This window comes from Pseudomonas vanderleydeniana (assembly GCF_014268755.2).
Lineage (GTDB): Bacteria > Pseudomonadota > Gammaproteobacteria > Pseudomonadales > Pseudomonadaceae > Aquipseudomonas > Aquipseudomonas vanderleydeniana.
In genome coordinates, this window is the sequence record NZ_CP077093.1 from 5,692,528 (window position 1) to 5,717,928 (window position 25,401).

Genomic DNA, 25,401 nt, shown 5'->3' on the forward strand with positions numbered 1-25,401 from the left:
AGCAGTCGCTACAATTAAATCTGCAATCATCGGAGTCAGACATGTCCACCCCCGCCCACGCATCCATCGCCCAGAATCGAACGACCGGTTCAACACTGACCATCCCTCCTGCCACCGAAGCCGTGACCCCGTTCGAGGTCCACGTCCCCGAGCCAGCCATCGTCGATTTGCGCCTGCGTCTGCGCCTGGCCCGCTGGCCGGATCGGGAACTGGTCGACGACTGGTCCCAGGGCGTTCCCCTGGCCGCTGCCCAGTCGCTGGTCGACCATTGGCTCAACCATTACGACTGGCGCAGGTTCGAAGCCCGCCTGAACAGCTACCCGCAATTCCGCACGCGAATCGACGGCGTGGGCATCTACTTCATCCATGCCCGCTCCCCCCACGCGAATGCCATGCCGATTCTGCTGACCCACGGCTGGCCCGGCTCAGTCGCCGAGTTCCTGAACGTGATCGATCGCCTGACCGATCCGACCCGCTTCGGTGGCCACCCCGAAAACGCCTTCCATGTGGTGATCCCGGCCATTCCCGGCTACGGCTTTTCCGACAAGCCCACGGAGCTGGGCTGGAACCCGGCGCGTATCGCACGGGCCTGGACAGTGCTGATGAACGAACGCCTGGGCTACCGGCACTGGGTCGCCCAGGGCGGCGACTGGGGCTCGGCGATTACCACGGCATTGGCCAGCCAGGCTCCGCAGGGCCTGATGGCCGCCCATGTGAACCTGCCGATGGTCGTGCCGGCGCAATTGCCCGAGAACCCGACCGAGGAAGAACGCCAGGCACTGGACGATATCGAGCTGTTCGTCAGCCAGGGCACCGGCTATGCCGACCAGATGAACACCCGGCCACAGACCATCGGCTATGCACTGAACGACTCGCCGCTGGCCCTGGCGGCCTGGATGTACGAGAAATTCTGGAACTGGACGGACAACGATGGCTTGCCGGAAGACGCACTGACCCGCGACCAGATGCTCGATGACATCTCGCTCTACTGGTTCACCGCCAGCGGCACGTCCAGCGCCCGCCTGTACTGGGAAGGCGTCGGCAGCACGATCCGCGGAGCCGACTTCTTCTCCGGCGGTCGCGCCGGTAGCGGTCGCATCGAGGTCCCGATGGGTGCCAGCCTGTTCCCCGCCGAGACCTATCGTCCACCGCGCGCCTGGGCCGAGGCGGCCTGGAGCAAGCTGTTCTACTGGAATGAAGTGGACAAGGGCGGCCATTTCGCGGCGTTCGAACAACCGCAGATCTTCGCGCAGGAGATGTGGCAGGCCTTCAGGCCGTTCCGCCAGCAGGCCGCAGGGCAATGAACCGAATCGCTCGCCGCTGCACGGCGGTGGGCGATGACGCTGCCGGACAGCGACGCCAGGGTTGGCTGGCCGCAGTCGGGGACATCGGCGAGAATGCCCGATCCATTCATCGGGATCCCGGACTGCGCGGGAATACAACAAGGAAAAGCCATGCGTGCACTGGCGGCATTGAGTCGTTTTGTCGGTAACACCTTCGCCTACTGGGTACTGATTTTCGCCGTGCTGGCGTTCCTGCTGCCCGGCTGGTTCCTCAGCCTGAAAGTCGCCATCGTGCCGTTGCTCGGTCTGGTGATGTTCGGCATGGGCCTGACCCTGAAACTCGAAGACTTCGCCGAAGTCGCGCGCCATCCCTGGCGCGTGGCCCTCGGCGTGGTCGCCCACTTCGTGATCATGCCCGGCGTGGCCTGGTTGCTGTGCCGGATCTTTCACTTGCCGGCGGAAATCGCCGTCGGAGTGATCCTGGTCGGCTGCTGCCCAAGCGGTACCGCCTCCAACGTGATGACCTGGCTGGCTCGCGGCGACCTGGCGCTGTCGGTGGCCATCGCCGCCGTCACCACCCTGCTCGCCCCGCTGCTGACTCCGGCGCTGATCTGGCTGCTGGCCTCGGCCTGGTTGCCGGTCTCGTTCGCCGACCTGTTCTGGTCGATCCTGCAGGTGGTGCTGCTGCCGATCGTGCTCGGCGTGGTTGCCCAGCGCCTGCTGGGTGAGCGGGTCCGCCATGCGGTCGAGGTGCTGCCGCTGGTGTCGGTGGTCAGCATCGTGATCATCGTCGCGGCAGTGGTTGCCGCCAGCCAGGCGAAAATCGCCGAGTCGGGCCTGCTGATCATGGCGGTGGTGATGCTGCACAACAGCTTCGGCTACCTGCTCGGCTACTTCACCGGGCGCCTGTTCAAGCTTCCGCTGGCCCAGCGCAAATCGCTGGCCCTGGAAGTCGGCATGCAGAATTCAGGGCTGGGGGCGGCACTGGCCAGCGCGCACTTCTCGCCATTGGCGGCGGTGCCGAGTGCGCTGTTCAGCGTCTGGCACAACATTTCCGGCGCACTGCTCTCGACCTGGTTCCGCAAGATGACCGACGACCAGGAGCGCAAGGCGGCCGATTGAGCGAAAGCTTGCTCCCCGGAGGGATAATGTGCACGATAATGCGCACGGCAGGGACGACCCTGCGGCTCGTTCGAGCAATCAATCCGGGGACGGCCCCATCCACCGATGGAGGTTCACATGTCCTGGATCATTCTGTTCTGCGCCGGTCTGTTTGAAATCGGCTGGGCCGTTGGCCTGAAATACACCGATGGCTTCAGCCGCCCACTCCCTACCGTACTGACCGTCGCCGCCATGGCCGTCAGCATCGGCCTGCTCGGCCTTGCCGTGAAGGAACTGCCACTGGGTACCGCCTATGCGGTGTGGACCGGTGTCGGCGCGGTGGGAACGGTCATTGCCGGGATCATCCTGTTCGGCGAGTCCATGGCCCTGGTCCGACTGGCGAGCGTGGCCCTGATCATCGCCGGGTTGATCGGCCTGAAGGTCTCCGCCTCCTGACTGAAGTGGATTGTCTGATTGCCCCCATACCTGGGCCTGACACGACTCGGTCATTGTGGGAGCCAGCAAGCCGGCTCCCACAGATTTGCGCAAACAGCCAAGTTTGTGCACTCTCCCCAAAAGGGGCGCCTTCTAGCGGCGCTCCATCCCACGCAACTGCAACACCTGCTCGCGTAGCCGCGACGGCAACGCTACGTCGGCAGCCACGGCCGGCCCGGCAAGCAGCGTCACCCGCGACCACAGACGGCGCAAGAAGCCCTTCTGCGGATCGCGACTGAAGAAACTGCCCCACAGTCCCTGCAGCGCCAGCGGGATCACCGGTACCGGGGTTTCCTCCAGCACGCGGGTCATGCCGCCCTTGAACTCGTTGATTTCGCCATCGCCGGTCAACTTGCCCTCGGGGAAGATACACACCAGCTCACCGTCCCTGAGGTACTCGGCGATCTTGCGGAAGGCCTGCTCGTAGATCTCCAGGTCCTCACCCCGCCCGGCAATCGGGATCGCGCCGGCGGTACGGAAAATGAAGTTGAGCACCGGTAGCCGGTAGATCTTGTAGTACATGACGAAACGGATCGGCCGCCGCACCGCGCCGCCGATCAACAGCGCGTCGACGAACGACACGTGGTTGCATACCAGCAGCGCCGGCCCCTCATCGGGGATCAGCTCGAGGTTGCGGTGCTCGACCCGGTACATGGAATGGCTGAGCAGCCAGATCATGAAGCGCATGCTGAACTCGGGGACGATCTTGAAGATGTAGGTGTTGACCGCGATGTTCATCAGCGACACCACCAGGAACAGCTCCGGAATCGACAGTTTCGCCACGCTCAGCAGCAGGATCGACACGATCGCCGACACCACCATGAACAGCGCGTTGAGAATGTTGTTCGCGGCAATCACCCGGGCCCGCTCGTTTTCGGCGGTGCGCGACTGAATCAGCGCGTACAGCGGCACGATGTAGAAACCGCCGAAGATCCCCAGGCCCAGAATGTCGAGCAGCACCCACCAGGCCTGGCTGTGGTGCAGCAGGGCCAACCAGTCGTTGGCCTGGACGTTCTGTGGCAGATTACCCGAATGCCACCACAGCAGCAGGCCGAACAGCGTCAGGCCGAACGAGCCGAACGGCACCAGGCCGATCTCCACCTTGCGCCCGGACAGGCGTTCGCAGAGCATGGAGCCAGCGGCGATACCCACCGAGAATACGGTGAGAATCAGCGTCACCACGCTTTCATCACCGTACATCCACTCCTTGGCATAGGCGGGAATCTGGGTCAGGTAGATCGCCCCGACGAACCAGAACCACGAGTTGCCGACGATCGAGCGCGACACCGCCGGAGTTTGCCCCAGGCCCAGGCGCAGGGTGGCCCAGGACTGGCTGAAGATGTTCCAGTCCAGCCGCAGTTCCGGACTGGCGGCGGCGGCCCGCGGGATGCCACGGCTGGCCAGGTAGCCGAGTACCGCCACCAGCACGATGGCGGCAGAGACGATCGTCGCGTAGTGCGCCGAAGACATCATGACGCCGGCGCTGATGGTCCCGGCCAGGATCGCCAGGAAGGTGCCCATCTCCACCAGGCCGTTGCCACCCACCAGTTCATCCTCGCGCAGCGCCTGGGGCAGGATCGAATACTTCACCGGCCCGAACAGCGCCGAGTGGGTGCCCATGGCGAACAGCGTCACCAGCATCAGCGACAGGTGATCGAACACGAACCCCACCGCGCCGATCGCCATGATGGCGATCTCGGCGAGCTTGATCACACGGATCAGCGAGTCCTTGGCGAACTTCTCGCCAAACTGCCCGGCCAGGGCCGAGAACAGGAAGAACGGCAGGATAAACAGCAAGGCGCAGAGGTTGACCCAGATGCCACGCTCACCGTCGATGCTCAGCTTGTAGAGAATGGCGAGGATCAGCGACTGCTTGAACACGTTGTCGTTGAACGCCCCAAGCGACTGGGTCACGAAGAACGGCAGGAAACGCCGTGTGCGCAACAGACTGAACTGTGAGGGGTGACTCATCTTCCATGGTCCTGAGTGGCGCCGAGAGCGGCTTTCTTATTGGAATGCGGATCACCGCTCCAGGCCACAACATTACCTAATCCTGAGAATTTATTTCTCGATTCCTGCGATACAGGGCGAAACGAACAGCTCTCCCCGGTAGGCCCCGCGCAGTGTGCGGGTGCCGATGATCAGCCACAGGACCGTGAGCAACCCGACCAGCAACAGGCCAAAGCCGTTGAAAAAGCCCAGGTGCAGCACACTGCCCAGTTTTAATGTGGTCAACGAATAGACCCCCAGGGGGAAGGTGAACCCCCACCAGCCAAGATTGAACGGAATGCCGCTGCGCAGGTAACGCAGGGTGATCAGCACCGCCATCAGCATCCACCAAAGGCCGAAGCCCCAGAGGATGATCCCGGCGACCAGCCCCAGTCCATTGGCGATCTCGCCGATACCCGGCAGCCCGTTGGCGGCCAATACCGCCGGCGAGTCCGCCCCCAGCAACAGCATGCCCAAGGCACCGGTACCGATCGGCCCCAGGGCCAGCCAGCTCGACGCGGCCATGTTTTCATGGGGCAGCTTGTGCAGCGCCATGCGCAACAGCAGGATGGCGAGGATGCTGAACGCCACGGGCACCGAGAAAGCCCAGAGCACGTAGCTGGTAACCAGCACCTTGAACTGCATGCCATTGTCCGCCAGGTGCGGGGCCAGCAGCGCACCGCTGGCAGCCGCCACTTCGGCCGCGACCACCGGCAGCAGCCAGACGGCGGTCATCTGGTCGATGCTGTGTGCCTGGCGCGTGAACATCATGTAGGGAATCAGCACACCACAGGCCAGGGACATCGCTACATCGAGCCACCACAAGGTTTCGGCGATGCGCACCGCGTGATCGCCCCAATGCGGTATGCCGAACACCAGGAAGCCATTGATGATGGTCGCCAGTCCCATGGGAATGGTGCCGAAGAACATCGAGACGGTGGAATGACCGAAAATCCGCCGTGCCTCATCGAAGAACAACACCCAGCGTGCGCCGTAGAGCAGGCTGAACACGCTGAACAGCAGGATGTTGAACAGCCACAGGCCCTCGGCCACGGCACGCAGGCCCGGCACCGCGACCGGCAGTTGTGCCAGCGCCAGGGCCAGGACCCCCGTGCCCATGGTCGCGGCGAACCAGTTGGGAGTGAACTGGCGAATGGCTTCGAGAGGGTGCTGCAAATGGCTCAGTGGCCGCAGCCCGGGTTTGACGCTGTTGGTGCAGGTTTGCATGGTTGGCTCCTGTCCTCCGGTGAGGTTGCAGCCATCATAGAACCCAATCGAATATCTATATAACGGGTATTTTCTCTATAACTTATCTATTTTAAAGATATACGTCAGATACTACCCTCGCTCTCGATCACCAGCACCCGCGCCGGACCTTGCGGCTCGGCCAGATGCTCGCAGCCGATGCCGGCGTAGAAGATATCGCCGCTTTCCAACAGCACCGCCTGCTCGACCCCCTCCAGGCGGTAACGCATGCGCACCTGGCCATCCAGCACCACAAATACTTCCTGCCCGTCATTGACGTGCCAGACATAGGGCTGGTCGGTCCAGTGCAGGCGGGTACTGATGCCGTTCATCCGGGCAATGTCCAGCGCCGCCCAGGGCCGGTCACCGGTGAAGTCGCGACTGCGGATGACCGTCATGGCTGTTGCAGCGCCTGTTGGTTGGAGGCCGGGATCGAAGAGCGCGACAGGGCCACGCCCTGCTCCACCGCCGACAGCCACTGCGCGGTACTGGATACGGCGGCGAATCGGGTATGGAACACCACGCTGAACACCCGATGGATTTCCTCGGCGCTGGCCCGCCCCGCTTCGTTGGCGTAGGGCAACGAGCCGGTGGCGTCGTCGAGAAATTCGACCGACAGGCCGCGGTGGGTGGCTTCGAAGATCGTCGAGGCATTGCAGTTGTGGGTCATGTAGCCGACCACGCTCAGGGTATCGATCTCGTGCTGCACCAGCCATTGGGCCAGATCGGTATCGGCAAAGGCGCTGGGCAGGGTCTTGTTCACCCGATGAGCATGCCGGCGCGAGGCAACCACCGGATGCAGCTCCCAGCCCGGCGAGCCGATGGCGAACAGGGGCGACGTCGCCGGGGCGTCGTTCTGCACGACCACCACCGGAATACCGGCGGTATTCGCCGCGTCGATGGCCCTGCCGATGTTGGCCAGCGATTCACTGACCGGCGGGTATTCGATCAGCAGGTTGCCGCTGACGTACTCATTCTGCACATCGATCACGATCAGCGCACGACGGGGGGCTTGGGACATGGCTCTGTACCTGTAGCGGGTTCGGGTGCCCATGATTGCCTGCCGGGACAAAACGCATAAGTGGCCTGAAAGACAATATTCGATAAGATCAGGCCAACCCATTCACCGTTGAGGCCACCTCGATGACCACCCTCCGGATCGCCGTGATCGCCTTCAACGGCATCAGCCCGTTCCACCTGTCCGTGCCGACCCTGGTGTTCGCCGAGCAGCGCGAAGGCATCGACATGCCGCGCTTTTCCCTCGAGGTCTGTGGTTTCGAGCCTGGCCCGCTGAGCACCTGCGCCGGTTTCGACATCCAGGTGCACCATGGCCTGGAAGTGCTGGAGCAGGCTGACGTGATCATCATGCCGTCCTGGCGCGATACCGAGGAGCGACCGCCCGAAGCCCTGCTCCAGGCCCTGCGCCAGGCACATGCACGCGGCAAGCGGATCGTCGGCCTGTGCCTGGGTTCCTTCGTCCTGGCCGAGGCCGGCCTGCTGGACGGGCACAAGGCCACCACCCATTGGAACTGGGCCACGGCCTTCGCCCGACGCTACCCGAAGGTGCAGCTCGACGCCGATGTGCTGTACGCCGAATCCGGGCATCTGCTGACTTCGGCCGGCACCGCCGCGGGCCTCGATTGCTGCCTGTACCTGATGCAGCAACTGTGCGGTGCCGAAATCACGCACAAGGTGGCCCGCCGCCTGGTGATCGCGCCCCATCGCTCCGGCGGGCAGGCCCAGTTCATCGAGCGGCCGATCGCCACGGCCGGCGAGCAGGATCGCATCGGCCAACTGCTGCAATGGCTGGGGCAACACTTCACGCGCAACCATTCCCTGGATGAACTGGCGGAGCGCGCAGCCATGAGCCGCCGCTCACTGACCCGGCATTTCCGGCAAATGACCGGAACCACCATTGGCCAATGGCTGCTGGGGCAGCGCCTGAGCCACGCCCAGCGCCTGCTGGAAGGCAGCACCCGGAGCATCGAGGCGATCGCCGTGGAGTCCGGATTCAACAGTGCCCTGTCGTTGCGGCAGCACTTCAACGCGTCGCTGCATATTTCGCCGTCGGCCTATCGGGCGCAGTTCATCGGACGCTGATTCAGGGGGTGGCCGTTTCTGTCGTCGCCTGCGTCGTGCAAGGCAGGCTTCGGTAAAGCTCCAACTGATACTCACGGCGCAGCCAGGAGGCATCCAGCACCGGTTCCATCCCCGGCGCCGGGCGCCGGATATCGTCGCCACGCCGCAACAGGTTGCGCATGATCGCGAACCGCGCACGGCTGATATGCCCGCCCGAACCATAGCAGGCAGGCCGACCCAGCTTTGCCGCGACGCCGGTGTCGCCGCCGAACCAGCCGGCAGTGATCCCCAGGCGCGCCATGATGAACGCGCGATCCCTGAGAATCGAGGCGCAGACCTCCACCAATGCAATAAACCCCTGCACGACCAGGTCCATGGACTCCAGGCCGTGGAGTATGGCGATGCGCAGGCCAATCCTGCTTGTGCGCCGACCGGCGAGCAGGCAGTCGATGCACTCATGGGCCAGCAGGACCCGTCGCCTGGGGTCCGGCTCCAGCAACATGGCCTCGCGCAAGGCATGCAGGGCATAGGCCAACGGTACCGCACCGCGTGGACGCATCGTCGCCGAGGGCAGCACATGCCGCAGTTGCCGGGCGATACCGGGCAACACACCGGCCCCCAGGAGCAGTACAGCCTGGCGCGACAGCGGTTGTGCGGCAATGTCGAGAACGACGTTGAAGGCTTGCGCCAGATCAGCGCCAGCGAGCTGGCGCGCAAGGTGATCGGCGTTCAGGGGGAACGGCCGGGTAGCGGGGGTAGACATGATCGTCCTTGAAAACCGGGTCAGCGATCCGCCCAAGACTGCGCGCTCGCCATCCTTGCCGCTTTCAATTTGCGCCCGCAGGTTGTCTCGCCTGCGAAGGCAGCCCCCTACTCGTTCGTCATCAGGCGGCGCAGGTCCTGGCCGGACGCTGCAAACGCAGCGCCAGCAACGCGCCCAGCGACAACAGGATCAATACGCCACCGTACCCCTGCGTGGTGACGACCAGGCCCAGGCTACGGCTGAGGCTCCCGGCGAGAAAGGCCGGCATGCAGAAGGCCAGGTAGCTGAGCACGTAGAACGTCGACATCAGGCCCGCCCGCTCATGGGGCAGCGCCAGTGGCACGACACTGCGCAGGGCGCCCAGGAAACCGGCACCGAAGCCACTGCCGGTGATCAAGGTGCCAACGAAGAACAGCCACAGGCTCGCCTCCTGTACGGCAACCAGCACCAGTGCCACACCGACCGCCAACAGCCCCGCCCCCAATTGCAGGACCTTGTCCGCCGCCCGCTCGCGCAGGCTGAAAATCGCCGCGGCGCCGCTCAGGGTCAGGATCGCCACCAGGCCCCCGCCGATCAGGTTCGAGGTCGAACCGGTCACCGCCCGAACCAGTGACGGCGCCAGCGACGAATAGAAGCCACCCACCATCCACACCGCGACGTCGACCGGCAGAGACAGCCACAAGGCGCGCCGGGCCTGTGCCGGCACATGCAGGGCCGGACGCAGCGACGCCAGCGCTCCCGGCTGCGTGCTGACACTCTCGGACAGGCGCCAGACATACAGGGCCTGGAGCACCAGCAGGGCGAACAGCAGTTCGTACACCAATTGCGTCGGCCGCGGGCAGTACTCCGCCAGCAGGCTCGCTCCCAGGGCACCGCAAGCCATGCCGAGCAACGGTGCCAGGCTGTTGACCAACGGCCCCTTGCGGTTGTCGCGGTCCAGCAGCGCCGCACCGAGCACGCTGGTGGCCATGCCGGTGGCAAAGCCCTGCAGCACCCGGGCGGCAATCAACAGCGGTATGCTGTCGGCGGCGATGAACAACCCCATGGCGATGATTTCCAGCAGCAATGCACTGAAGATCACTGGCCGCCGCCCCAGGTAGTCGGACAACGAACCGACCGTCAGCAGGGCCGCCAGCAGGCTCAGGGCATACACCCCGAAAATCAGCGTCAGGGTCGCGGCGGAAAACCCGATCGCTTCCTGATACAGGTGGTACAAGGGCGTCGGCGCGCTGGAGGCGGCGAGAAAGGTCAGCAAGGTCAGCGACAGGAAAACCAGGCCGGAACGATTTGAAACAGGTACTTCGGCACGGTTGGACATGGGCACGCTCCACAAAAGCTAAAGTTTTGCTTTTGCGCAGTGTGCTACCGGTTTTCGCTTAAAGCAAATTCTTTGTGTTAAGGTTTTATCCATGGCGATAAAAGAAAGCATCCGCCCCGGTGGCCGCAGCGCCCGGGTCCAGGAATCGATTCACGCGGCCGTTCGTACGCTCCTCGAAGAACAGGATCGCGCCAGCATCACCGTGCCCCAGATCGCCGGCCGGGCCGGTGTCACTCCCTCGACCATCTATCGACGCTGGGGCGACCTGTCCGAGCTGCTGGCCGATGTCGCGCTCGCCCGCATGCAGCCGGACCGTCCACCGCTGGACACCGGCAGCCTGCTTGGCGACCTGCGCGCCTGGGCCGAGCAGTATCTGGACGAGATCAGCTCGGAGCCAGGCCGCAACATGATGCGCGACGTACAGAACAGCGCATCGATCCCCTGCCACTGCGTGGAAATCCTCGGCGGGCAGTTGCGGATCATCCTCGAGCGCTACCCGCACGCTGACTCGCCACGGCCCACCATCGACCACCTGATCAACCTGATCGTCGCCCCGACGGTGTTTCGCGTGCTGTTCTCCAGCGCGCCCCTGACCGTCGAAGAACTGCACCGCCTGATCGACATCGCCCTGGACACCTGAGCAGGCTGCGACACCAGGCCACGCTGCGACCTTGGTCGACACTGACGCCGCCCGGCCATCGTGCGAGACTGTGGTCCCGGGGGCCGGACTGTCCTCGGGATGTCTTTTGCCGGGAGTTTCCATGTCGCTGTCCAGCGGGCTGATCGCCGCCGTCGCCCTGGCCTATATGGCCATCATGTTCGCCATCGCCTTCTATGGCGACCGTCGCAGCGCGCCGTTGCCACCACGGGTGCGCGCCTGGGTGTACAGCCTGTCGCTGGCGGTCTATTGCACCAGCTGGACCTTCTTCGGCGCGGTCGGCCAGGCCGCCGACCAGCTCTGGGCGTTCCTGCCGATCTACCTGGGACCGGTGCTGTTGCTGGTGTTCGCGCCCTGGGTCCTGCAGAAGATGGTGCTGATCAGCAAGCAGGAGAACATCACTTCGATCGCCGACTTCATCGCCGCCCGCTACGGCAAGTCGCAATCGCTGGCGGTGGTGGTGGCACTGATCTGCCTGGTCGGGGTGCTGCCCTACATCGCCCTGCAGCTCAAGGCCATCGTCCTCGGCGTGAACCTGCTGATCGGCGCCGGAGCCGACGCCATGGGCGTGCGGGCCCAGGACACGGCGTTGATCGTCTCGCTGGTGCTGGCGCTGTTCACCATTCTCTTCGGTACCCGCAACCTCGACGCCACCGAACACCACCGTGGCATGGTGCTGGCGATCGCCTTCGAATCGCTGGTCAAGCTGCTCGCCTTCCTCGCGGTCGGCGCCTACATCACCTACGGCGTCTACGACGGGTTCGACGACCTGTTCGACCAGGCGCGCACTTCGGCACTGCTGGCCGAGTACTGGAAGGAAACGGTCAACTGGCCGTCCATGGTGGTGCAGACCGGCGTGGCGATGATGGCGATCATCTGCCTGCCCCGGCAGTTCCATGTCACCGTGGTGGAAAACATCGAGCCCCAGGACCTGCGACTGGCCAAGTGGGTATTCCCCACCTACCTGATTCTCGCTGCGCTGTTCGTGGTGCCCATTGCCCTGGCCGGACGGATGATGCTGCCGGCCGAGGTCCTGCGCGACTCCTATGTGATCAGCCTGCCGCTGGCCCAGGCCCATCCGTCCCTGGCGCTGCTGGCCTTCATCGGCGGCGCCTCGGCGGCCACCGGGATGGTGATCGTCGCCAGCGTCGCGCTGTCGACCATGGTGTCCAACGACATGCTGCTGCCCTGGCTGCTGCGCCGCACCAACTCCGAGCGGCCGTTCGAAGTGTTCCGCCACTGGATGCTGTCGGTGCGCCGGGTCAGTATCGTCGCCATCCTCCTGCTGGCCTACGTCAGCTATCGCCTGCTGGGCTCCACTGCCAGCCTGGCGACCATCGGCCAGATCGCCTTTGCCGCCGTCACCCAGCTGGCACCGGCGATGCTCGGTGCGCTGTACTGGAAACAGGCCAACCGTCGTGGGGTATTCGCCGGGATCGCCGGCGGTACCTTCATCTGGTTCTACACCCTGATCCTGCCGATCGCCGCCCACAGCCTGGGCTGGTCGCTGAACAGCTTCCCTGGCCTCGCCTGGCTGCACGGCAACCCGCTGAACCTGCCCATTTCGCCACTGACCCAGGGCGTGGTGCTGTCGCTGGCCGGCAACTTCACGCTGTTCGCCTGGGTTTCGGTACTGTCGCGCACCCGCGTCTCCGAACACTGGCAGGCCGGGCGCTTCATCGGCCAGGAAATCAGCGTCCGCCCGGGCGCCCGCCCGATGCTCGCGGTACAGATCGAAGACCTGCTGACCCTCGCCGCCCGCTTCGTCGGCGAGGAGCGGGCACGCCAGAGTTTCATCCGCTTCGCCTATCGCCAGGGCAAGGGCTTCAACCCGAACCAGAACGCCGACAGCGAGTGGATCGCCCACACCGAGCGCCTGCTGGCCGGTGTGCTCGGCGCCTCATCGACCCGTGCGGTGGTCAAGGCGGCCATCGAGGGCCGGGACATGCAGCTCGAGGATGTCGTACGCATCGCCGACGAAGCCTCCGAAGTGCTGCAGTTCAACCGCGCGCTGCTGCAGGGTGCGATCGAGAACATCACCCAGGGCATCAGCGTGGTCGACCAGTCGCTGAAACTGGTGGCCTGGAACCGTCGCTACCTGGAACTGTTCAACTACCCGGACGGACTGATCAGCGTCGGCCGGCCGATCGCCGACATCATTCGCTACAACGCCGAGCGCGGCCTCTGCGGCCCGGGCGAGGCCGAGGTGCATGTCGCCCGACGCCTGCACTGGATGCGCCAGGGCCGTGCGCACACGTCCGAACGGCTGTTTCCCAACGGTCGGGTGATCGAACTGATCGGCAACCCGATGCCGGGCGGTGGCTTTGTCATGAGTTTCACCGATATCACGCCGTTCCGCGAAGCCGAGCAGGCCCTGACCGAAGCCAACGAAAGCCTGGAACAGCGAGTCGCCGAGCGCACCCACGAACTGTCGCAGCTCAACCTGGCGCTGACCGAGGCCAAGGGCAATGCCGAATCGGCGAACCAGTCCAAGACCCGTTTTCTCGCCGCGGTCAGCCACGACCTGATGCAGCCGCTGAATGCCGCCCGGCTGTTTTCCGCAGCGCTGTCACACCAGGAGGAAGGCCTGTCGGCAGAGGCGCAGCAACTGGTGCAGCACCTGGACAGCTCGCTGCGCTCGGCCGAAGACCTGATCAGCGACCTGCTGGATATCTCGCGCCTGGAAAACGGCAAGATCACCCCGGACGCGAAGCCATTCGCCGTCAACGAACTGTTCGACACCCTCGGTGCGGAGTTCAAGCTGCTGGCCCAGGAACAGGGCCTCAAGTTCCGGGTACGCGGCAGCCGCCTGCAGATCGACAGCGATATCAAGCTGCTGCGACGGATCCTGCAGAACTTCCTGACCAACGCCTTCCGCTACGCCAAGGGACCGGTGCTGCTGGGCATACGCCGGCGTGACGAGCAGTTGCTGCTGGAGGTCTGGGATCGCGGCCCGGGGATTCCGGAGGACAAGCGCCAGGTGATCTTCGAGGAGTTCAAGCGCCTGGACAGCCACCAGACCCGCGCGGAAAAAGGCCTGGGACTGGGCCTGGCGATCGCCGACGGCCTGTGCCGGGTACTCGGGCACCAGTTGCAGGTACGTTCCTGGCCGGGCCGTGGCAGCGTCTTCAGCGTCAGCGTGCCGCTGGCCCGCAAGTCGCTGTCGGCAAGCAGCACCAGCCCGGCAACCAATGCGCAGCCCATGAGCGGCGCGCAGGTGCTGTGCATCGATAACGAAGACAGCATCCTGATCGGCATGCACAGCCTGCTCAGCCGCTGGGGCTGCCAGGTGTGGACCGCACGCAACCGCGAGGAGTGCGAAGCCCTTCTACAGAAAGGCATTCGCCCGCAACTGGCGCTGGTGGACTATCACCTGGATGACGGCGAGACCGGCACCGACCTGATGGCCTGGCTGCGCGCCCGCCTGAACGAGCCCTTGCCGGGCGTGGTGATCAGCGCCGATGGCCGACCGGAAACCGTCGCGCAGGTCCATGGCGTCGGCCTGGATTACCTGGCCAAGCCGGTCAAGCCGGCGGCGCTCAGAGCACTACTGAGCAGACACCTGACACTTTGAGTGAGCCTGTTCGCGGATAAATCCGGCTCCCACGGTACCGTGCTGAACACAAATCTTGTGATCAACACAAACTGTGGGAGCAGGATTTATCCGCGAAGATGCCACCAAAAACCGCCGCAGGTTTACTCAGGCAGCTCGACCACGCCATCCGCATCGGTCATCGCCCGCTCCAGCAGGTCGGTCGGCAGGCTCTTGCTCGCACGAGCCCCCAGCAGCTTGAGCTGCTCACTGCGACTGATCAGGTTGCCACGACCTTCCGTCAGTTTATTGCGCGCCGCCGCGTAGGCCTTGTCCAGTTGCTGGAGGCGGTTGCCCACTTCATCCAGGTCCTGGATGAACAGCACGAACTTGTCGTACAGCCAGCCGGCACGCTCGGCGATTTCCCGGGCGTTCTGGCTCTGGCGCTCCTGTTTCCACAGGCTGTCGATCACTCGCAGGGTCGCGAGCAGGGTGGTCGGGCTGACGATCACGATCTGCCGGTCGAAGGCTTCCTGGAACAGGTTCGGCTCCGCCTGCAAGGCCGCCGAGAACGCCGCCTCGATCGGCACGAACAGCAGGACGAAATCCAGGCTGTGCAGGCCTTCAAGACGCTTGTAGTCCTTGCCGGACAACCCTTTGACATGATTGCGCAACGACAGCACATGCTGCTTGAGCGCCGCCTGGCCGATCACCTCGTCGGCCGCACCGACATACTGCTGATAGGCCGTCAGGCTGACCTTGGAGTCCACCACCACCTGCTTGTCCCCCGGCAGCAGGATCAGCACATCCGGCTGGAAGCGCTCGCCATCGGGGCCCTTGAGGCTGACCTGGGTCTGGTACTCGCGGCCCTTTTCCAGGCCGGCGTGCTCAAGCACCCGCTCCAGGATCAGTTCGCCCCAGTTGCCCTGGGTTTTCTGCCCCTTGAGTGCCTGGGTCAGGTTGGTGGCTTCATCGCTCAGGCGCAGGTTCAACTGCTGCAGGCGCTCGAGTTCCTTGCCCAGGGAAAACCGCTCGCGAGCCTCGGCCTGGTAGCTTTCCTCGACGCGCTTTTCGAAGGACTGGATACGTTCCTTCAATGGGTCGAGCAATTGCCCCAGGCGTTCCTGGCTGCTTTGCGCGAAACGCGCCTCACGTTCATCGAAGATCTTCCCGGCCATTTCGGCGAACTGTGCCCGCAGTTCGTCACGCGAGCCTTGCAGGTCTTCGAGCCGCTTCTGGTGCCCTTCCTGCTGTTCACGCAGGGCGGCATTCAACGAAGCCACTTGTGCATCGAGACGCCGCAGCTCGGTTTCCTTGCCGTTGCGTTCGAGATTCCAGGCGTGCGCCGCGTCCCGGGCGTTGTCGCGCTCGATCTGCAACAAGTCGACTTCACGGCGCAACGCCGCCAGCTCCGCCTGCTTGGCGGCATTGGCCTGGCCGAGGTCGCTGACCTCGTCGCGACAGGCGTCCAGCTGGGCATTGAGCCCATCTTGGGCCAGTTGCGCGTTGGCCAGGCGTTCATCCTGCAAGGCCAGCTCGGCCTGTGCCGCAGCCGCCCGGCGCTGCAGTTGCCAGGCAAGCGCCAACAAGGGCAGCGCCGCCCCCGCCAAACCCAGCAACAGGCTGGTCAGATCCAATGCCATAAGGACTCCCGCTAGCCGGACTCAAAAGGTCAAGGGTAGCGAACCCGCCACGCCAGGGACAACTCAGTCTTCGAGCAGCCCCAATTCCCGCCGGGCCACCTGGTCACCCGCTCGCGCGGCCTGGCGCAACAGGTCCTGGCCGATACGCCGCTCGCGGGAGCTACCACAATCACGGCACATCAACTGCCCCAGGCGTCGCTGGGCGAGAACCACGCCCTGGCGTGCCGGTTGTTTCAACAGGCGGCCGGCGAAATGCTTGACATTGGGGTTGTGACCCAGGCTCGGGCTGTCCAGCAACCAGAGAGCGACCCGCAATGAAAAACGCTTCGGCTCGGTCGAAATCGTATTGGACGAAGATGGAGATGATGAGGTCGAACGAAACTTCATATCAGGCAGCAGGGCAAATCGCAGGGCGCGCCACTCTACTCTTTTTTTCGCGAAGGTAAAGTCGAAAAACGTCACATGCCCGGGCTAGAGCAAGCGCTTGGGACAATCCACAGAAGCTGTGGATAACTCAGTGGACAACCCCCCTTTAACCCCCGCAAAGCCCCATGGAACGGGGCTCGCAGTCAAACTGTCGATTTTTTCACCAATAAAAAAAGACGATATTTTTCATTGACTTGTACTTCCGATACAGGCATTCGCGGGCCCGAACAGGTAGATGACAATAAGGTGACAAGCCGGACCCATAATGTGCACAAGTGGGACTCGCATGGTTATATCAACGCACCTTTTTTGCACAAGCAGACCAGGCAAGGCCTGGCGCTCAGCATGATGGCCCTGCCCATGCGACCGTCGAATGCCCCTCTATCGGGCGGGTCGAAAATACCAGGCCTGCCATCCGGGCATCGCTGATGTTTTTTGCAAATAAACCTTCCCTTCGAACATTCGATAGGCTAGTATTCGCGCCGTTAGTACCAAGCTGAAAGTCAATTCTGGTCGAAAACATCCCTTGGTGGCCCCTTCCGAAGAAGCTGGCGACTGAAAACAGGGAACGACCCATCGATGGTTTCTAGGTAAAAAACTCAAAAAACAGCCCCTGCTGCGAACGCAGGCGGTGTTTTCGAGAATTTCTACGCTGACCGAACCAACCTGCAAATTGATCAGGATCTTCACCCCGGGCCCAGAACCTTTGCCCCTGTTGTGATTGCCTGCCCTCCTGAGTACCTACCTGCCAGCCCGAGCGCCACTCATATTCAAAGCGCTGCAAACTGGCTGCCTTGTTCCAGTCAGGTTCTTTTTCCGGCCAATGGTGGCACGGCATTACTGGAACGTTTTAACGCTGCACGGTTCAGATACCGTGTCATTTGTAGGAACACCAATAATATGTCGACTCAAATCCACACCCAGGAAGCCATTCGCACGCTGACCAACGCCTTTGCCCCGATGAACTGCCTGATCATGGCCGCACGCAAGGGCTGCTTCAGTTTCACACTGGTCAACGAACACGGTATCGCTCGTCATAGCGAGCGCCTTTACCCGGAACAGTACTCCAGTGCCGAGCCTTTGCAGGCGGTGATCGAACGCACCCGCCAGGCCCTGGTTGCCTGAAGCCGGAACGAACGGCAACCCCCCCGGCCCCGCTCAACCAGCGGGGCTTTTTATTGCCTGAAGTTTCGCAATTTTGCCACCCGGCCTAATCGCCAATAAATATATCAATGCGAAAGTGCGTGATTTAAATAATTTAAAAACAGTCCTTTACAGCAAAGATATGACACTACACTTCAACTCAAGCGGCCCGGGTCGCTTCCGGCGGACCTGATCGATCCACCGCTGCCAAGCGCCAGGTCTTGCCGGCCGATTACAAGATGACGAGCAGTCTTGAGGGTGTCATGGGTATTGCTGCGAGGGAACTGCGCCTTTATGTGATTCGCCCGACGTTGCTGTATCTGGGCCGTCACAGCCAATGTGCAGAAGCACTGTTGCTGGGCATCGCCGCCAGCCAATCGGACCTGGGCTCGGCCCTGCACAACCGTGGCGGCCACGGCCTGTACCGGATCGGCGAACGGCGCCACGCCGAGCTCTGGGACCACTACCTGGCCCTGGACCCGGAACTGGCCAGCCTGGTTCGTGGCCTGGCCAGCCAGCACGCCTTTCTCAGCAGCCCGCACCTCGAACTGACCGTCAACCTGCGCTACGCCACGGCCATTGCCTGGCTACTGATCGAACAACAGCAACTGCGCCTTCCAGCCGTGGACGACCTGCTCGGAATGGCGCGCATCTGGCGACAGACTTTCCAGCCACAGGGACGCTTACGGGACTTTGCCCGCGCCTGGAAAAATTGTGACTCATCGGTCAGTTTTGTCGCCTGTTAGTCACGCGATTTCGAATTCAGAAAAATCTGACGATTTTGGTTGGATTGTCCTACAAAACCGCTCTATCTCCTGCGATACAGCCTATAGCGCCGAAGCAAAAATGTTGGTAGTTTTCGCCTCGGTGATCACCACGGAGTTCTAATAATGAAAAAAGTAATGCTCAAGACCACACTCAGCCTCGCCGTTACCCTCGCATCCACCCAATTGTTCGCCAGCGGCTTCGCGCTCAACGAACAGAGCATCAGCGGGATGGGTACTGGTTTTGCGGGTCGATCCTCCTCTGCCGATGATGCAAGCACTGTTTACGGCAACCCTGCCGGCATGTCCCGCCTGAAGGGGCAGCAAATCACCGTTGGCGCCGCGTCCATCGACGCAACCACCGATATCAAGGATGCCAGCGGCCGCTACAGCGGTACCAACAAGGGCGACATGGTTCCGTTCACTACGGTTCCGATGCTGTTCTACACAAACCGACTCGACGATAACTGGGCAGTCGGTTTCGGTGCATATGCACCGTTCGGCCTGGTAACCAACTACGAAAGCAACTTCCAAGGCCGTGCTTTTGGTAGCAAGAGCGAAGTCAAGGTCATAACTCTGCAGCCAACCATCAGCTACGCCTTCAACGACAAGGTATCGATTGGTTTCGGTCCGACCATCAACCGTATCTCCGGTGAGCTGCAATCCGATCTAACCATCAACCCGGCATTTGGCGACACCAATGTCAGGATCAAGGGCGATGACACCGCCATGGGCTTCAATGCCGGTATCCTGGTCCAGGCGACCGATACCACCCGCGTTGGCCTGACCTACCACTCGAAAGTGAAGTACAAGCTCGAAGGTCACACCGATGTGACGGCTGGCGCTGGTACTCCAGGCGTTGCACTGCGCAGTGGCCGCTACGATGCCTCGCTGAAAATCGAGACCCCTGAGTCTTACGATCTGTCGGTCACCCAGGACATTAACGATGCCTGGAAACTCTACGCTGGTGCTACCTGGACTCGCTGGAGTCGCCTGAAGGACATCACTGTCAACAATGAAGGGGTAACTGCTGCTGGTGGTGGCGCTCTGTCCCCAACACTGTTCAGCTCAATCTCCGAGCCACAAAACTGGCACGACACCTGGGCCTATGCCGTGGGTACCTCGTACCAGTTGAACAAGCAGTGGGTCGTTCGCACAGGCCTGACCTTCGACCAATCGCCGACCAACAACACTGATCGTTCGCCACGTATTCCTACCGGTGACCGTACCATCATCAGTGCTGGTCTGGGCTATGCCGTTAGCGATAACCTGACCATTGACGCAGCCGTCTCCTACCTGAAAGAAGAAGACGTCACCGTCAACAAGAGCAATACGCTGAACAACTACAGCGCCAAGTACGAAAACAGCGCATGGGGCTATGGCCTGGGCGCAACGTACAAGTTCTGATCCGCAGCGAGCCTGAACGGCTCACCGGCTGAACGAAAAAACCCCGCCTAGGCGGGGTTTTTTAATGGGCATGTTCTCAAGGTTTCGATGCAATCGCCTTTTCCACCGCCTCGATCAGATCCGGGCTATCGGGCTTGGTCAGGCTGGAAAAATGCGCGATCACCTTGCCCTGGCGATCCACCACGTACTTGTAGAAATTCCACTTCGGTGCCCCACCCTGCTCACCCAATACCTTGAACAGATGCACGGCATTGTCGCCCTTGACCACCTGCGGCTCGGTCATGGTGAAGGTCACGCCATAGTTCACGTAGCAGACCTTGGCCGTCTCGGCGCCGTCCTTGGACTCCTGCTTGAAGTCATTGGACGGCACGCCGACCAGCTCCAGCCCCTGCCCCTTGTAGCGCTGGTACAGCGCCTCCAATCCCTTGAACTGAGGCGCGAAGCCACAGAAGCTGGCGGTATTGACGATCACCAGCGGCTTGCCGGCGAACTTCTGGCACAGATCGATGGACTCCTTGGCGCGCAACTTGGGCAACTGGCCCTGCAGCAACTCAGGACAATCAGCCGCTGCCGCAGCCCCCGAAAAAGCCAGCAAAGCCATCGGCACCAGCAACCAGCGCATTGCCATATCCTGCCTCCTCAGAAAGAACTCACAGGACGAACTTACTCGCCTGTGAGCGCCCCTAGCAAGCAACCGCTAGCAAACGCCCATGCCCAGTTGCATCAGCGCCAGACCACCACGATGCCAGCCCCACCAGGCCAGTACCAGCAGCAGCGCCAGAACCGCCAGGGCCAGCCACCGCGACCAACCGGAACTCACGCCGCCCCCAACCGGGTCTGCAAGCGCGCTACAGGGCGCTCGCGAACCGGCCAGTTCAAGGCCGCCGCCAACAGGCTCAGCAGGATCGCCACCTGCCAGATCAGGTCGTAGTTGCCCATGCGGTCATAGACCACACCCCCCAGCCAGCCGCCGAGGAAAGAACCCAGCTGGTGGAACAGGAATACGATCCCACCCAGCATGGAGAGGTTTCGTACACCGAACAGGGTCGCCACGGTGCCGTTGGTCAAGGGGACCGTCGACAGCCAGAGAAAGCCCATGGCCATGCCGAACAGGTAGGCACTGGTCTCGGTCACCGGCAGCCAGAGGAACAACCCGATCACCGCCGCCCGGGCCAGGTACAGCGCGGTCAGCAGACGCGGCTTGGACATCCGCCCGCCCAGCCAGCCGGCCGTGTAGGTACCGAAGATGTTGAACAGGCCGATCAGCGCCAGCACCGTGGTGCCGACACTGGCCGGCAGGTGCTGGTCGACCAGGTAGGCCGGCAGGTGCACACCGATGAACACCACCTGGAAACCGCAGACAAAGAATCCGAACGCCAGCAACCAGAAGCCCGGGTGCGCGCAGGCCTCGCGCAACGCCTCGCCAAGGGTCTGCTCGCCAGCCTGCACCGGCAATGGCGTGTCCTTGAGCATCGCGACCAGCGGCACGATCAGCGCGACCAGCACACCGAGCACCAGCAACGCCGTTGACCAGCCGAGCCAGCCAATCAGCCCCAGGGTGCCCGGCAGCATCGCGAACTGGCCAAACGAGCCCGCAGCACTGGCAATACCCATGGCGATGCTGCGTTTCTCCGGCGCAACCGCCCGCCCGACCACGCCGAGAATCACCGAGAAGGACGTCCCCGACAGACCAACCCCGATCAGCAGACCGGCACTCAGCGACAGGCTCAGGGCCGAATCGGAGAGGCCCATGAAGACCAGGCCAAGGGCGTACAGCACACCGCCGATCAACACCACCCGGGCCGCGCCGAAACGATCGGCCAGGGCCCCGGTGAAGGGCTGCGCCAGCCCCCAGATCAGGTTCTGCAAGGCAATGGCGAAGGCAAAGACCTCGCGCCCCCAGCCGAACTGTGCACTCATCGGCGGCAGGAACAGGCCAAAGCCGTGCCGCACCCCCAACGACAACGCCAGAATCAGCGCACTCCCGAGAAGAATCCAGCCGCTGCTACGCCAGAGCGATGTCATTATTGTTCTCCGTTAGCGGGTATATACCCGCTTTAACTCAAAAAAAGGCGATTACTCGCCATCCGCCAGTTCATCCAGCAACGCCAGTAAGGCAGCGCGCTTTTCCTCACCCAGACGCTCGGCCAGACGCTGTTGCGCCGCCTCCCAGGCCGGGAAGGCTTCCTCCAACCGCCGGGCACCAGTGTCCGTCAGGCAGACCAGCCGGTTGCGCTGGTCGGCACCCTCGCTCATCTTCACCAGCCCCTCGCCTTCGAGTACCCTCAGGTTGCGCCCCAGGGTACTGCGATCCAGGCCCATCGCCTCGGCCAGGCCGGAGATGCTCGGCCTCTCCAGGCGTCGCAGATTGCACAGCAAGGAATACTGCGCAACATTGATCCCGAAGCCGTCGAGAGCGCCGTCGTAATGCCTGCTGACGCCGCGAGCGGCGCGACGCAGGCTGATGCACAAGCAGTCGGTGGATAGCATGATGCGTGTATATACCCGTAATGTTCCAAATACAAGTTTAATCAATAAACTGGCTGTGCGGTGGGCCTGTTCTCGGATAAATCGGGCTCCCACAGCAAGCCAGCCAGTGGCCTGATGTGGCCCTGTGGGGCCAGCGGTCCGGTTTACCGCGAACAGGCCTCAAGCGCGCGCTCAAGCCAGCGCCAAGCCCACCAGCACCGTCATCTCCAGCAATTCGAGCAGGGCACCGGCGGTATCGCCGGTAGTTCCGCCCAGGCGTCGCATCATCAATTGCCGCAACCAGCAGAAAGCCGCCGTTGCGAGCAGCAGCGCCAACGCTCCCCGCCAACCCGCCAGCGCCAGGCAAGCGAGGGCACTCAGCAGCAGCACCCACCCACCGACTCGTCGCGGCAGGTGATCGGCCAGCGCCTGTCCCAGGCCGCCGGCTCGTACATAGGGCGTGACCAGGAACAGGCCCAGCAACGCGCCACGCCCGATCACCGGGGCCAGGACCAGGGCCGCACTCTGGTGCTGCTCGATCAGCGCCAACAGGGCGCAGAACTTCAGCAACAGCACCAGGACCAGGGTGACCACGGCAATCGGCCCACTGCGTGGGTCCTTCATGATCGTCAGGGTACGCTCGCGATCGCCAAATCCGCCCAGCCAGGCATCGGCGCTGTCGGCCAGGCCATCAAGGTGCAAACCACCACTGAACAACACCCAGGCAGTCAGCAGCAGGGCCGCATGCAACAACAGCGGCGCGCTCGCCAGGAGGCCGTCGACACCGTACAACAAGCCTCCCAACAGCAGGCCGACCAGGGGATACCAGAGCAGTGAGCGCCCCAACTCCTCGGGGCGCGGCATGCCCGGCAAACGAATCGGCAAACTGCTGAGAAACTGCAGGGCAATCCGGAACGGCAACAGGTTCAAGGCGCTTCCCTCAGTTGACCATCAGCCGACACCTGCAAGGCAAACATGGCGCCATGGGCCACCTCCACCTGCAACAGCTGCTCGCGCGGCAGTCCACGTGCGCGGGCCAACAGCAATTTCATCACCCCGCCATGACTGATCAGCAACACCCGCTCGCCGGCATGGCGCTCCTGCAGCCGCCCGACTGCCGCCAGCACCCGCTCGTCAAATCTGGAGACGGGTTCGCCATCAGGCGGGGTAAAACCGTAGGGATCGCTCCAGAAGCGCCCCAGGGCCTCGGCATCGGTTTCCATCAACGCCGCCGCACTCTGCCCTTCCCAGGCACCGAAATGCAGTTCCTGCAGATCCCTTTCCAGCTCGACGGGCAGGCCGAGCCGCTCGCCCAGCTCCGTGGCAAAACGTGCACAGCGCTGCAACGGCGAACTCACCAGGCGGTCCCAGGGACCGCGTGCCAACACCGCCTGGCGCATCTGCTCCCAGCCCTTGTCGGTCAGGGCATCATCCAGGCTGCCACGCAGCCCGCCGCCCTGTTCGGTCTCACCGTGGCGCAACAGTTCCAGGTGCAGCGTGGTCATGCCGGTCGATCCGCCACCGCCGCTTCGGCGAAGGTCGCCATCTGCCCGTGCAGGTCACACGCCAGGCGCACCAGAGGCACGGCCAGCGCGGCACCACTGCCCTCGCCCAGGCGCAGGCCCAGCTCCAGCAGGGGTTCGGCCAGCAGGCTCTCAAGAACATGCCGATGCCCCAGCTCCGCACCCCGGTGGCCAAAGATCAACCAGTCGCGGCAATCGGGGTTCAACCGCACCGCGACCATCGCCGCCACACTGCAGATGAAGCCGTCGACCAGCGCCGCCACACCTTCCTGGGCACAGGCCAGGTAGGCACCGGCCAACGCCGCCACCTCGAAACCACCCAGGCGGAACAGGGCCTGCAACGGATCACTCGTGTGCTCGGCATGCAGCGCCAGCGCACGCTCGATCACCTGGGCCTTGCGACTGACACCGGCCGGATCCAGGCCGGTACCCGGGCCGGCGAGCAGACTGGCCGGGCATCCCAGCAAGGCACAGGCCACCGCGCTCGCCGCCGCGGTATTGCCGATCCCCATCTCGCCACCAATGAACAGTTCACTACCGGCCGCCACGGCGCGGCGCACGCTATCACGCCCGGCTTCGAGAGCTTGCAGGCCCTGGGCCTCGGTCATTGCCGGCGCCTGGGTGAAGTTCGCGGTACCTGCACCGATCTGCCAATGACGCACGCCCGGCAGGTTGAGCATCGGCGTAACCGTGCCGAGATCATTCACATCCAGTTGTGCGCCCAGCTGCCGGGCCAGCACGCTGATCGCCGCGCCACCCGCCACGAAGTTGGCCAGCATCTGCCCGGTGACTTCCTGGGGATAGGCCGATACCCCTTCGGCGACCACGCCATGGTCACCGGCGAAAATCGCGATCCACAGGTGATCGACCCGGGGCTTGAGCCGTCCCTGCAGGCCGGCCAGTTGCACCGCCACCTGCTCCAGCAAGCCCAGGGAACCGGTCGGTTTGGTCAATTGCTGTTGACGCTCGAACGCTGCGTTGCGCGCCTCGCCATCGATTGCCTTGCAGGGTTCCAGCCACCACGATTGATTCATAACGCAGGTCCTTTCAGAGTCAGGGGCAGGCCGGCAACGGTCAGTACGACACGCTGACAGCGCTCGGCCAGGGCTTGATGCAGCCAACCGGCTTCATCGACATAACGGCGAGTCAATTCGCCCAGCGGCACGACACCGAGACCGGTCTCGTTGCTGACAAAAATCAGTTCGCCCGGCAGTTGCGCCAGGCAGTCCAGCAAGGCATCGCGCTCGGCTTGCAGGCGCAAGGCATCATCCAGCATCAACAGGTTGGTCAGCCACAGGGTCAGGCAGTCCACCAGCAGGCAGGTACCGGCCGTCGCGTTAGCACGCAACACCTGCGCCAGCTGCAGCGGCTCCTCGATCAGTCCCCAATGGTCCGGCCGCCGAGCACGATGCAAGGCCACCCGCTCGTTCAACTCGCCATCCACGGGCTGGCTGGTCGCGACATAGATCACCTGCCGCCCACTCTCCTGTGCGAGGCGCTCGGCCAGGCGGCTCTTGCCGGAACGGGCACCGCCCAGAATCAATTGCTGCATATTCGCTCGAC

25 protein-coding genes are annotated in these 25,401 nt (G+C 63.3%); 9 read left to right on the forward strand and 16 right to left on the reverse strand.

Annotation, left to right across the window (positions count from 1 at the left end; translation table 11 throughout):
• Nucleotides 1–41 precede the first annotated feature (41 nt).
• From HU752_RS25525 to sugE, 3 genes are all read left to right on the forward strand, one after another.
• Nucleotides 42–1,304: an epoxide hydrolase family protein gene (locus tag HU752_RS25525; RefSeq protein ID WP_186685262.1), complete on the forward strand. Its 1,263-nt coding sequence runs from the start codon at nucleotides 42–44 to the stop codon at nucleotides 1,302–1,304.
• Between the two features lie 150 nt (nucleotides 1,305–1,454).
• Nucleotides 1,455–2,405, forward strand: a complete 951-nt coding sequence (locus tag HU752_RS25530; RefSeq protein ID WP_186685260.1) for a bile acid:sodium symporter family protein — start codon at nucleotides 1,455–1,457, stop codon at nucleotides 2,403–2,405.
• 117 nt (nucleotides 2,406–2,522) lie between these two features.
• On the forward strand, nucleotides 2,523–2,840 hold the full coding sequence (gene sugE / locus HU752_RS25535) for a quaternary ammonium compound efflux SMR transporter SugE (protein ID WP_017902200.1): 318 nt from the start codon (nucleotides 2,523–2,525) through the stop codon (nucleotides 2,838–2,840).
• Between the two features lie 132 nt (nucleotides 2,841–2,972).
• Here the strand turns inward: sugE and HU752_RS25540 are convergent, their stop codons facing one another.
• The 4 genes from HU752_RS25540 to HU752_RS25555 all read right to left on the reverse strand — a co-directional run bounded on the left by HU752_RS25540 (nucleotide 2,973) and on the right by HU752_RS25555 (nucleotide 7,134).
• Nucleotides 2,973–4,850, reverse strand: coding sequence for an MFS transporter (locus HU752_RS25540; RefSeq protein ID WP_186685258.1), 1,878 nt, complete (start codon nucleotides 4,848–4,850; stop codon nucleotides 2,973–2,975).
• A gap of 90 nt (nucleotides 4,851–4,940) precedes the next feature.
• Nucleotides 4,941–6,095 (reverse strand): TDT family transporter, encoded by a 1,155-nt coding sequence (locus HU752_RS25545; protein ID WP_186685256.1) that lies wholly within the window; start codon nucleotides 6,093–6,095, stop codon nucleotides 4,941–4,943.
• A 104-nt stretch (nucleotides 6,096–6,199) separates the two neighbouring features.
• Nucleotides 6,200–6,511 carry a cupin domain-containing protein gene (locus tag HU752_RS25550; protein WP_186685254.1) on the reverse strand — a complete coding sequence of 104 codons (312 nt, stop codon included), beginning with the start codon at nucleotides 6,509–6,511 and terminating at the stop codon, nucleotides 6,200–6,202.
• The gene (locus HU752_RS25555; RefSeq protein WP_186685247.1) at nucleotides 6,508–7,134 is read right to left on the reverse strand and encodes a cysteine hydrolase family protein; all 627 of its coding nucleotides are present in this window, start codon (nucleotides 7,132–7,134) and stop codon (nucleotides 6,508–6,510) included. The genes HU752_RS25550 and HU752_RS25555 overlap by 4 nt, the downstream gene beginning before the upstream one ends.
• A 122-nt stretch (nucleotides 7,135–7,256) precedes the next feature.
• Between HU752_RS25555 and HU752_RS25560 the strand changes: the two genes are divergently transcribed.
• Entirely contained in the window at nucleotides 7,257–8,213 is a 957-nt protein-coding gene (locus HU752_RS25560) for a helix-turn-helix domain-containing protein (RefSeq protein ID WP_186685245.1), read from the forward strand.
• 1 nt (nucleotide 8,214) lies between these two features.
• On the opposite strand, the gene HU752_RS25565 is transcribed toward HU752_RS25560, so the two are convergent.
• Nucleotides 8,215–8,955: a hypothetical protein gene (locus HU752_RS25565; protein WP_186685243.1), complete on the reverse strand. Its 741-nt coding sequence runs from the start codon at nucleotides 8,953–8,955 to the stop codon at nucleotides 8,215–8,217.
• 121 nt (nucleotides 8,956–9,076) lie between these two features.
• Complete coding sequence (locus tag HU752_RS25570) at nucleotides 9,077–10,273, reverse strand: MFS transporter (protein ID WP_186685241.1); 1,197 nt, start codon at nucleotides 10,271–10,273, stop codon at nucleotides 9,077–9,079.
• A gap of 91 nt (nucleotides 10,274–10,364) precedes the next feature.
• Here HU752_RS25570 and HU752_RS25575 point away from each other — a divergent pair, with 91 nt between their 5' ends.
• Nucleotides 10,365–10,913, forward strand: coding sequence for a TetR/AcrR family transcriptional regulator (locus HU752_RS25575; RefSeq protein ID WP_186685239.1), 549 nt, complete (start codon nucleotides 10,365–10,367; stop codon nucleotides 10,911–10,913).
• Nucleotides 10,914–11,034: 121 nt separating this feature from the next.
• Complete coding sequence (locus HU752_RS25580) at nucleotides 11,035–14,505, forward strand: hybrid sensor histidine kinase/response regulator (RefSeq protein ID WP_186685237.1); 3,471 nt, start codon at nucleotides 11,035–11,037, stop codon at nucleotides 14,503–14,505.
• Between the two features lie 122 nt (nucleotides 14,506–14,627).
• Here the strand turns inward: HU752_RS25580 and HU752_RS25585 are convergent, their stop codons facing one another.
• Together HU752_RS25585 and HU752_RS25590 are read right to left on the reverse strand one after the other, a co-directional pair.
• Entirely contained in the window at nucleotides 14,628–15,992 is a 1,365-nt protein-coding gene (locus tag HU752_RS25585) for a DNA recombination protein RmuC (RefSeq protein WP_186685288.1), read from the reverse strand.
• A gap of 177 nt (nucleotides 15,993–16,169) precedes the next feature.
• Entirely contained in the window at nucleotides 16,170–16,493 is a 324-nt protein-coding gene (locus tag HU752_RS25590; RefSeq protein WP_186685230.1) for an SEL1-like repeat protein, read from the reverse strand.
• A gap of 939 nt (nucleotides 16,494–17,432) precedes the next feature.
• On the opposite strand from HU752_RS25590, the gene HU752_RS25595 reads away from it, so the two are divergent.
• The 3 genes from HU752_RS25595 to HU752_RS25605 all read left to right on the forward strand — a co-directional run bounded on the left by HU752_RS25595 (nucleotide 17,433) and on the right by HU752_RS25605 (nucleotide 19,846).
• Nucleotides 17,433–17,657, forward strand: coding sequence for a hypothetical protein (locus HU752_RS25595; RefSeq protein WP_186685228.1), 225 nt, complete (start codon nucleotides 17,433–17,435; stop codon nucleotides 17,655–17,657).
• Nucleotides 17,658–17,938: 281 nt separating this feature from the next.
• A complete protein-coding gene (locus tag HU752_RS25600; RefSeq protein ID WP_186685226.1) occupies nucleotides 17,939–18,421 on the forward strand; it encodes a hypothetical protein in 483 nt (160 codons plus the stop codon).
• A gap of 144 nt (nucleotides 18,422–18,565) precedes the next feature.
• Nucleotides 18,566–19,846 (forward strand): OmpP1/FadL family transporter, encoded by a 1,281-nt coding sequence (locus tag HU752_RS25605; protein ID WP_186685224.1) that lies wholly within the window; start codon nucleotides 18,566–18,568, stop codon nucleotides 19,844–19,846.
• 76 nt (nucleotides 19,847–19,922) lie between these two features.
• Here the strand turns inward: HU752_RS25605 and HU752_RS25610 are convergent, their stop codons facing one another.
• The 8 genes from HU752_RS25610 to cobU all read right to left on the reverse strand — a co-directional run bounded on the left by HU752_RS25610 (nucleotide 19,923) and on the right by cobU (nucleotide 25,390).
• A complete protein-coding gene (locus HU752_RS25610; RefSeq protein WP_186685215.1) occupies nucleotides 19,923–20,474 on the reverse strand; it encodes a glutathione peroxidase in 552 nt (183 codons plus the stop codon).
• Between the two features lie 69 nt (nucleotides 20,475–20,543).
• Nucleotides 20,544–20,666, reverse strand: a complete 123-nt coding sequence (locus HU752_RS31935) for a hypothetical protein (protein WP_264083983.1) — start codon at nucleotides 20,664–20,666, stop codon at nucleotides 20,544–20,546.
• On the reverse strand, nucleotides 20,663–21,871 hold the full coding sequence (locus tag HU752_RS25615; protein WP_186685213.1) for an MFS transporter: 1,209 nt from the start codon (nucleotides 21,869–21,871) through the stop codon (nucleotides 20,663–20,665). The genes HU752_RS31935 and HU752_RS25615 overlap by 4 nt, the downstream gene beginning before the upstream one ends.
• A 51-nt stretch (nucleotides 21,872–21,922) precedes the next feature.
• A complete protein-coding gene (locus tag HU752_RS25620; protein ID WP_186685211.1) occupies nucleotides 21,923–22,336 on the reverse strand; it encodes a MarR family winged helix-turn-helix transcriptional regulator in 414 nt (137 codons plus the stop codon).
• A gap of 171 nt (nucleotides 22,337–22,507) precedes the next feature.
• The gene (locus tag HU752_RS25625) at nucleotides 22,508–23,239 is read right to left on the reverse strand and encodes an adenosylcobinamide-GDP ribazoletransferase (RefSeq protein WP_186685281.1); all 732 of its coding nucleotides are present in this window, start codon (nucleotides 23,237–23,239) and stop codon (nucleotides 22,508–22,510) included.
• 2 nt (nucleotides 23,240–23,241) lie between these two features.
• A complete protein-coding gene (gene cobC, locus HU752_RS25630) occupies nucleotides 23,242–23,820 on the reverse strand; it encodes an alpha-ribazole phosphatase family protein (RefSeq protein ID WP_186685209.1) in 579 nt (192 codons plus the stop codon).
• Nucleotides 23,817–24,872 carry a nicotinate-nucleotide--dimethylbenzimidazole phosphoribosyltransferase gene (cobT, locus tag HU752_RS25635; protein WP_186685208.1) on the reverse strand — a complete coding sequence of 352 codons (1,056 nt, stop codon included), beginning with the start codon at nucleotides 24,870–24,872 and terminating at the stop codon, nucleotides 23,817–23,819. The genes cobC and cobT overlap by 4 nt, the downstream gene beginning before the upstream one ends.
• Nucleotides 24,869–25,390: a bifunctional adenosylcobinamide kinase/adenosylcobinamide-phosphate guanylyltransferase gene (gene cobU, locus HU752_RS25640; protein ID WP_186685206.1), complete on the reverse strand. Its 522-nt coding sequence runs from the start codon at nucleotides 25,388–25,390 to the stop codon at nucleotides 24,869–24,871. Before cobU ends, cobT begins: the two co-directional genes overlap by 4 nt.
• Nucleotides 25,391–25,401: the final 11 nt, after the last annotated feature.

Coding starts and splice junctions, on each gene's coding strand:
- HU752_RS25540 (WP_186685258.1), bottom strand. CDS start 4,850: ATGAGTCACCCCTCACAGTTCAGTCTGTTGCGCACACGGCGTTTCCTG.
- HU752_RS25545 (WP_186685256.1), bottom strand. CDS start 6,095: ATGCAAACCTGCACCAACAGCGTCAAACCCGGGCTGCGGCCACTGAGC.
- HU752_RS25615 (WP_186685213.1), bottom strand. CDS start 21,871: ATGACATCGCTCTGGCGTAGCAGCGGCTGGATTCTTCTCGGGAGTGCG.
- HU752_RS25605 (WP_186685224.1), top strand. CDS start 18,566: ATGAAAAAAGTAATGCTCAAGACCACACTCAGCCTCGCCGTTACCCTC.
- HU752_RS25590 (WP_186685230.1), bottom strand. CDS start 16,493: ATGAAGTTTCGTTCGACCTCATCATCTCCATCTTCGTCCAATACGATT.
- cobC (WP_186685209.1), bottom strand. CDS start 23,820: ATGACCACGCTGCACCTGGAACTGTTGCGCCACGGTGAGACCGAACAG.
- cobT (WP_186685208.1), bottom strand. CDS start 24,872: ATGAATCAATCGTGGTGGCTGGAACCCTGCAAGGCAATCGATGGCGAG.
- HU752_RS25560 (WP_186685245.1), top strand. CDS start 7,257: ATGACCACCCTCCGGATCGCCGTGATCGCCTTCAACGGCATCAGCCCG.
- HU752_RS25600 (WP_186685226.1), top strand. CDS start 17,939: ATGGGTATTGCTGCGAGGGAACTGCGCCTTTATGTGATTCGCCCGACG.
- HU752_RS25565 (WP_186685243.1), bottom strand. CDS start 8,955: ATGTCTACCCCCGCTACCCGGCCGTTCCCCCTGAACGCCGATCACCTT.
- cobU (WP_186685206.1), bottom strand. CDS start 25,390: ATGCAGCAATTGATTCTGGGCGGTGCCCGTTCCGGCAAGAGCCGCCTG.
- HU752_RS25575 (WP_186685239.1), top strand. CDS start 10,365: ATGGCGATAAAAGAAAGCATCCGCCCCGGTGGCCGCAGCGCCCGGGTC.
- HU752_RS25570 (WP_186685241.1), bottom strand. CDS start 10,273: ATGTCCAACCGTGCCGAAGTACCTGTTTCAAATCGTTCCGGCCTGGTT.
- HU752_RS25550 (WP_186685254.1), bottom strand. CDS start 6,511: ATGACGGTCATCCGCAGTCGCGACTTCACCGGTGACCGGCCCTGGGCG.
- HU752_RS25525 (WP_186685262.1), top strand. CDS start 42: ATGTCCACCCCCGCCCACGCATCCATCGCCCAGAATCGAACGACCGGT.
- sugE (WP_017902200.1), top strand. CDS start 2,523: ATGTCCTGGATCATTCTGTTCTGCGCCGGTCTGTTTGAAATCGGCTGG.
- HU752_RS25555 (WP_186685247.1), bottom strand. CDS start 7,134: ATGTCCCAAGCCCCCCGTCGTGCGCTGATCGTGATCGATGTGCAGAAT.
- HU752_RS25610 (WP_186685215.1), bottom strand. CDS start 20,474: ATGGCAATGCGCTGGTTGCTGGTGCCGATGGCTTTGCTGGCTTTTTCG.
- HU752_RS25620 (WP_186685211.1), bottom strand. CDS start 22,336: ATGCTATCCACCGACTGCTTGTGCATCAGCCTGCGTCGCGCCGCTCGC.
- HU752_RS25595 (WP_186685228.1), top strand. CDS start 17,433: ATGTCGACTCAAATCCACACCCAGGAAGCCATTCGCACGCTGACCAAC.
- HU752_RS25530 (WP_186685260.1), top strand. CDS start 1,455: ATGCGTGCACTGGCGGCATTGAGTCGTTTTGTCGGTAACACCTTCGCC.
- HU752_RS25580 (WP_186685237.1), top strand. CDS start 11,035: ATGTCGCTGTCCAGCGGGCTGATCGCCGCCGTCGCCCTGGCCTATATG.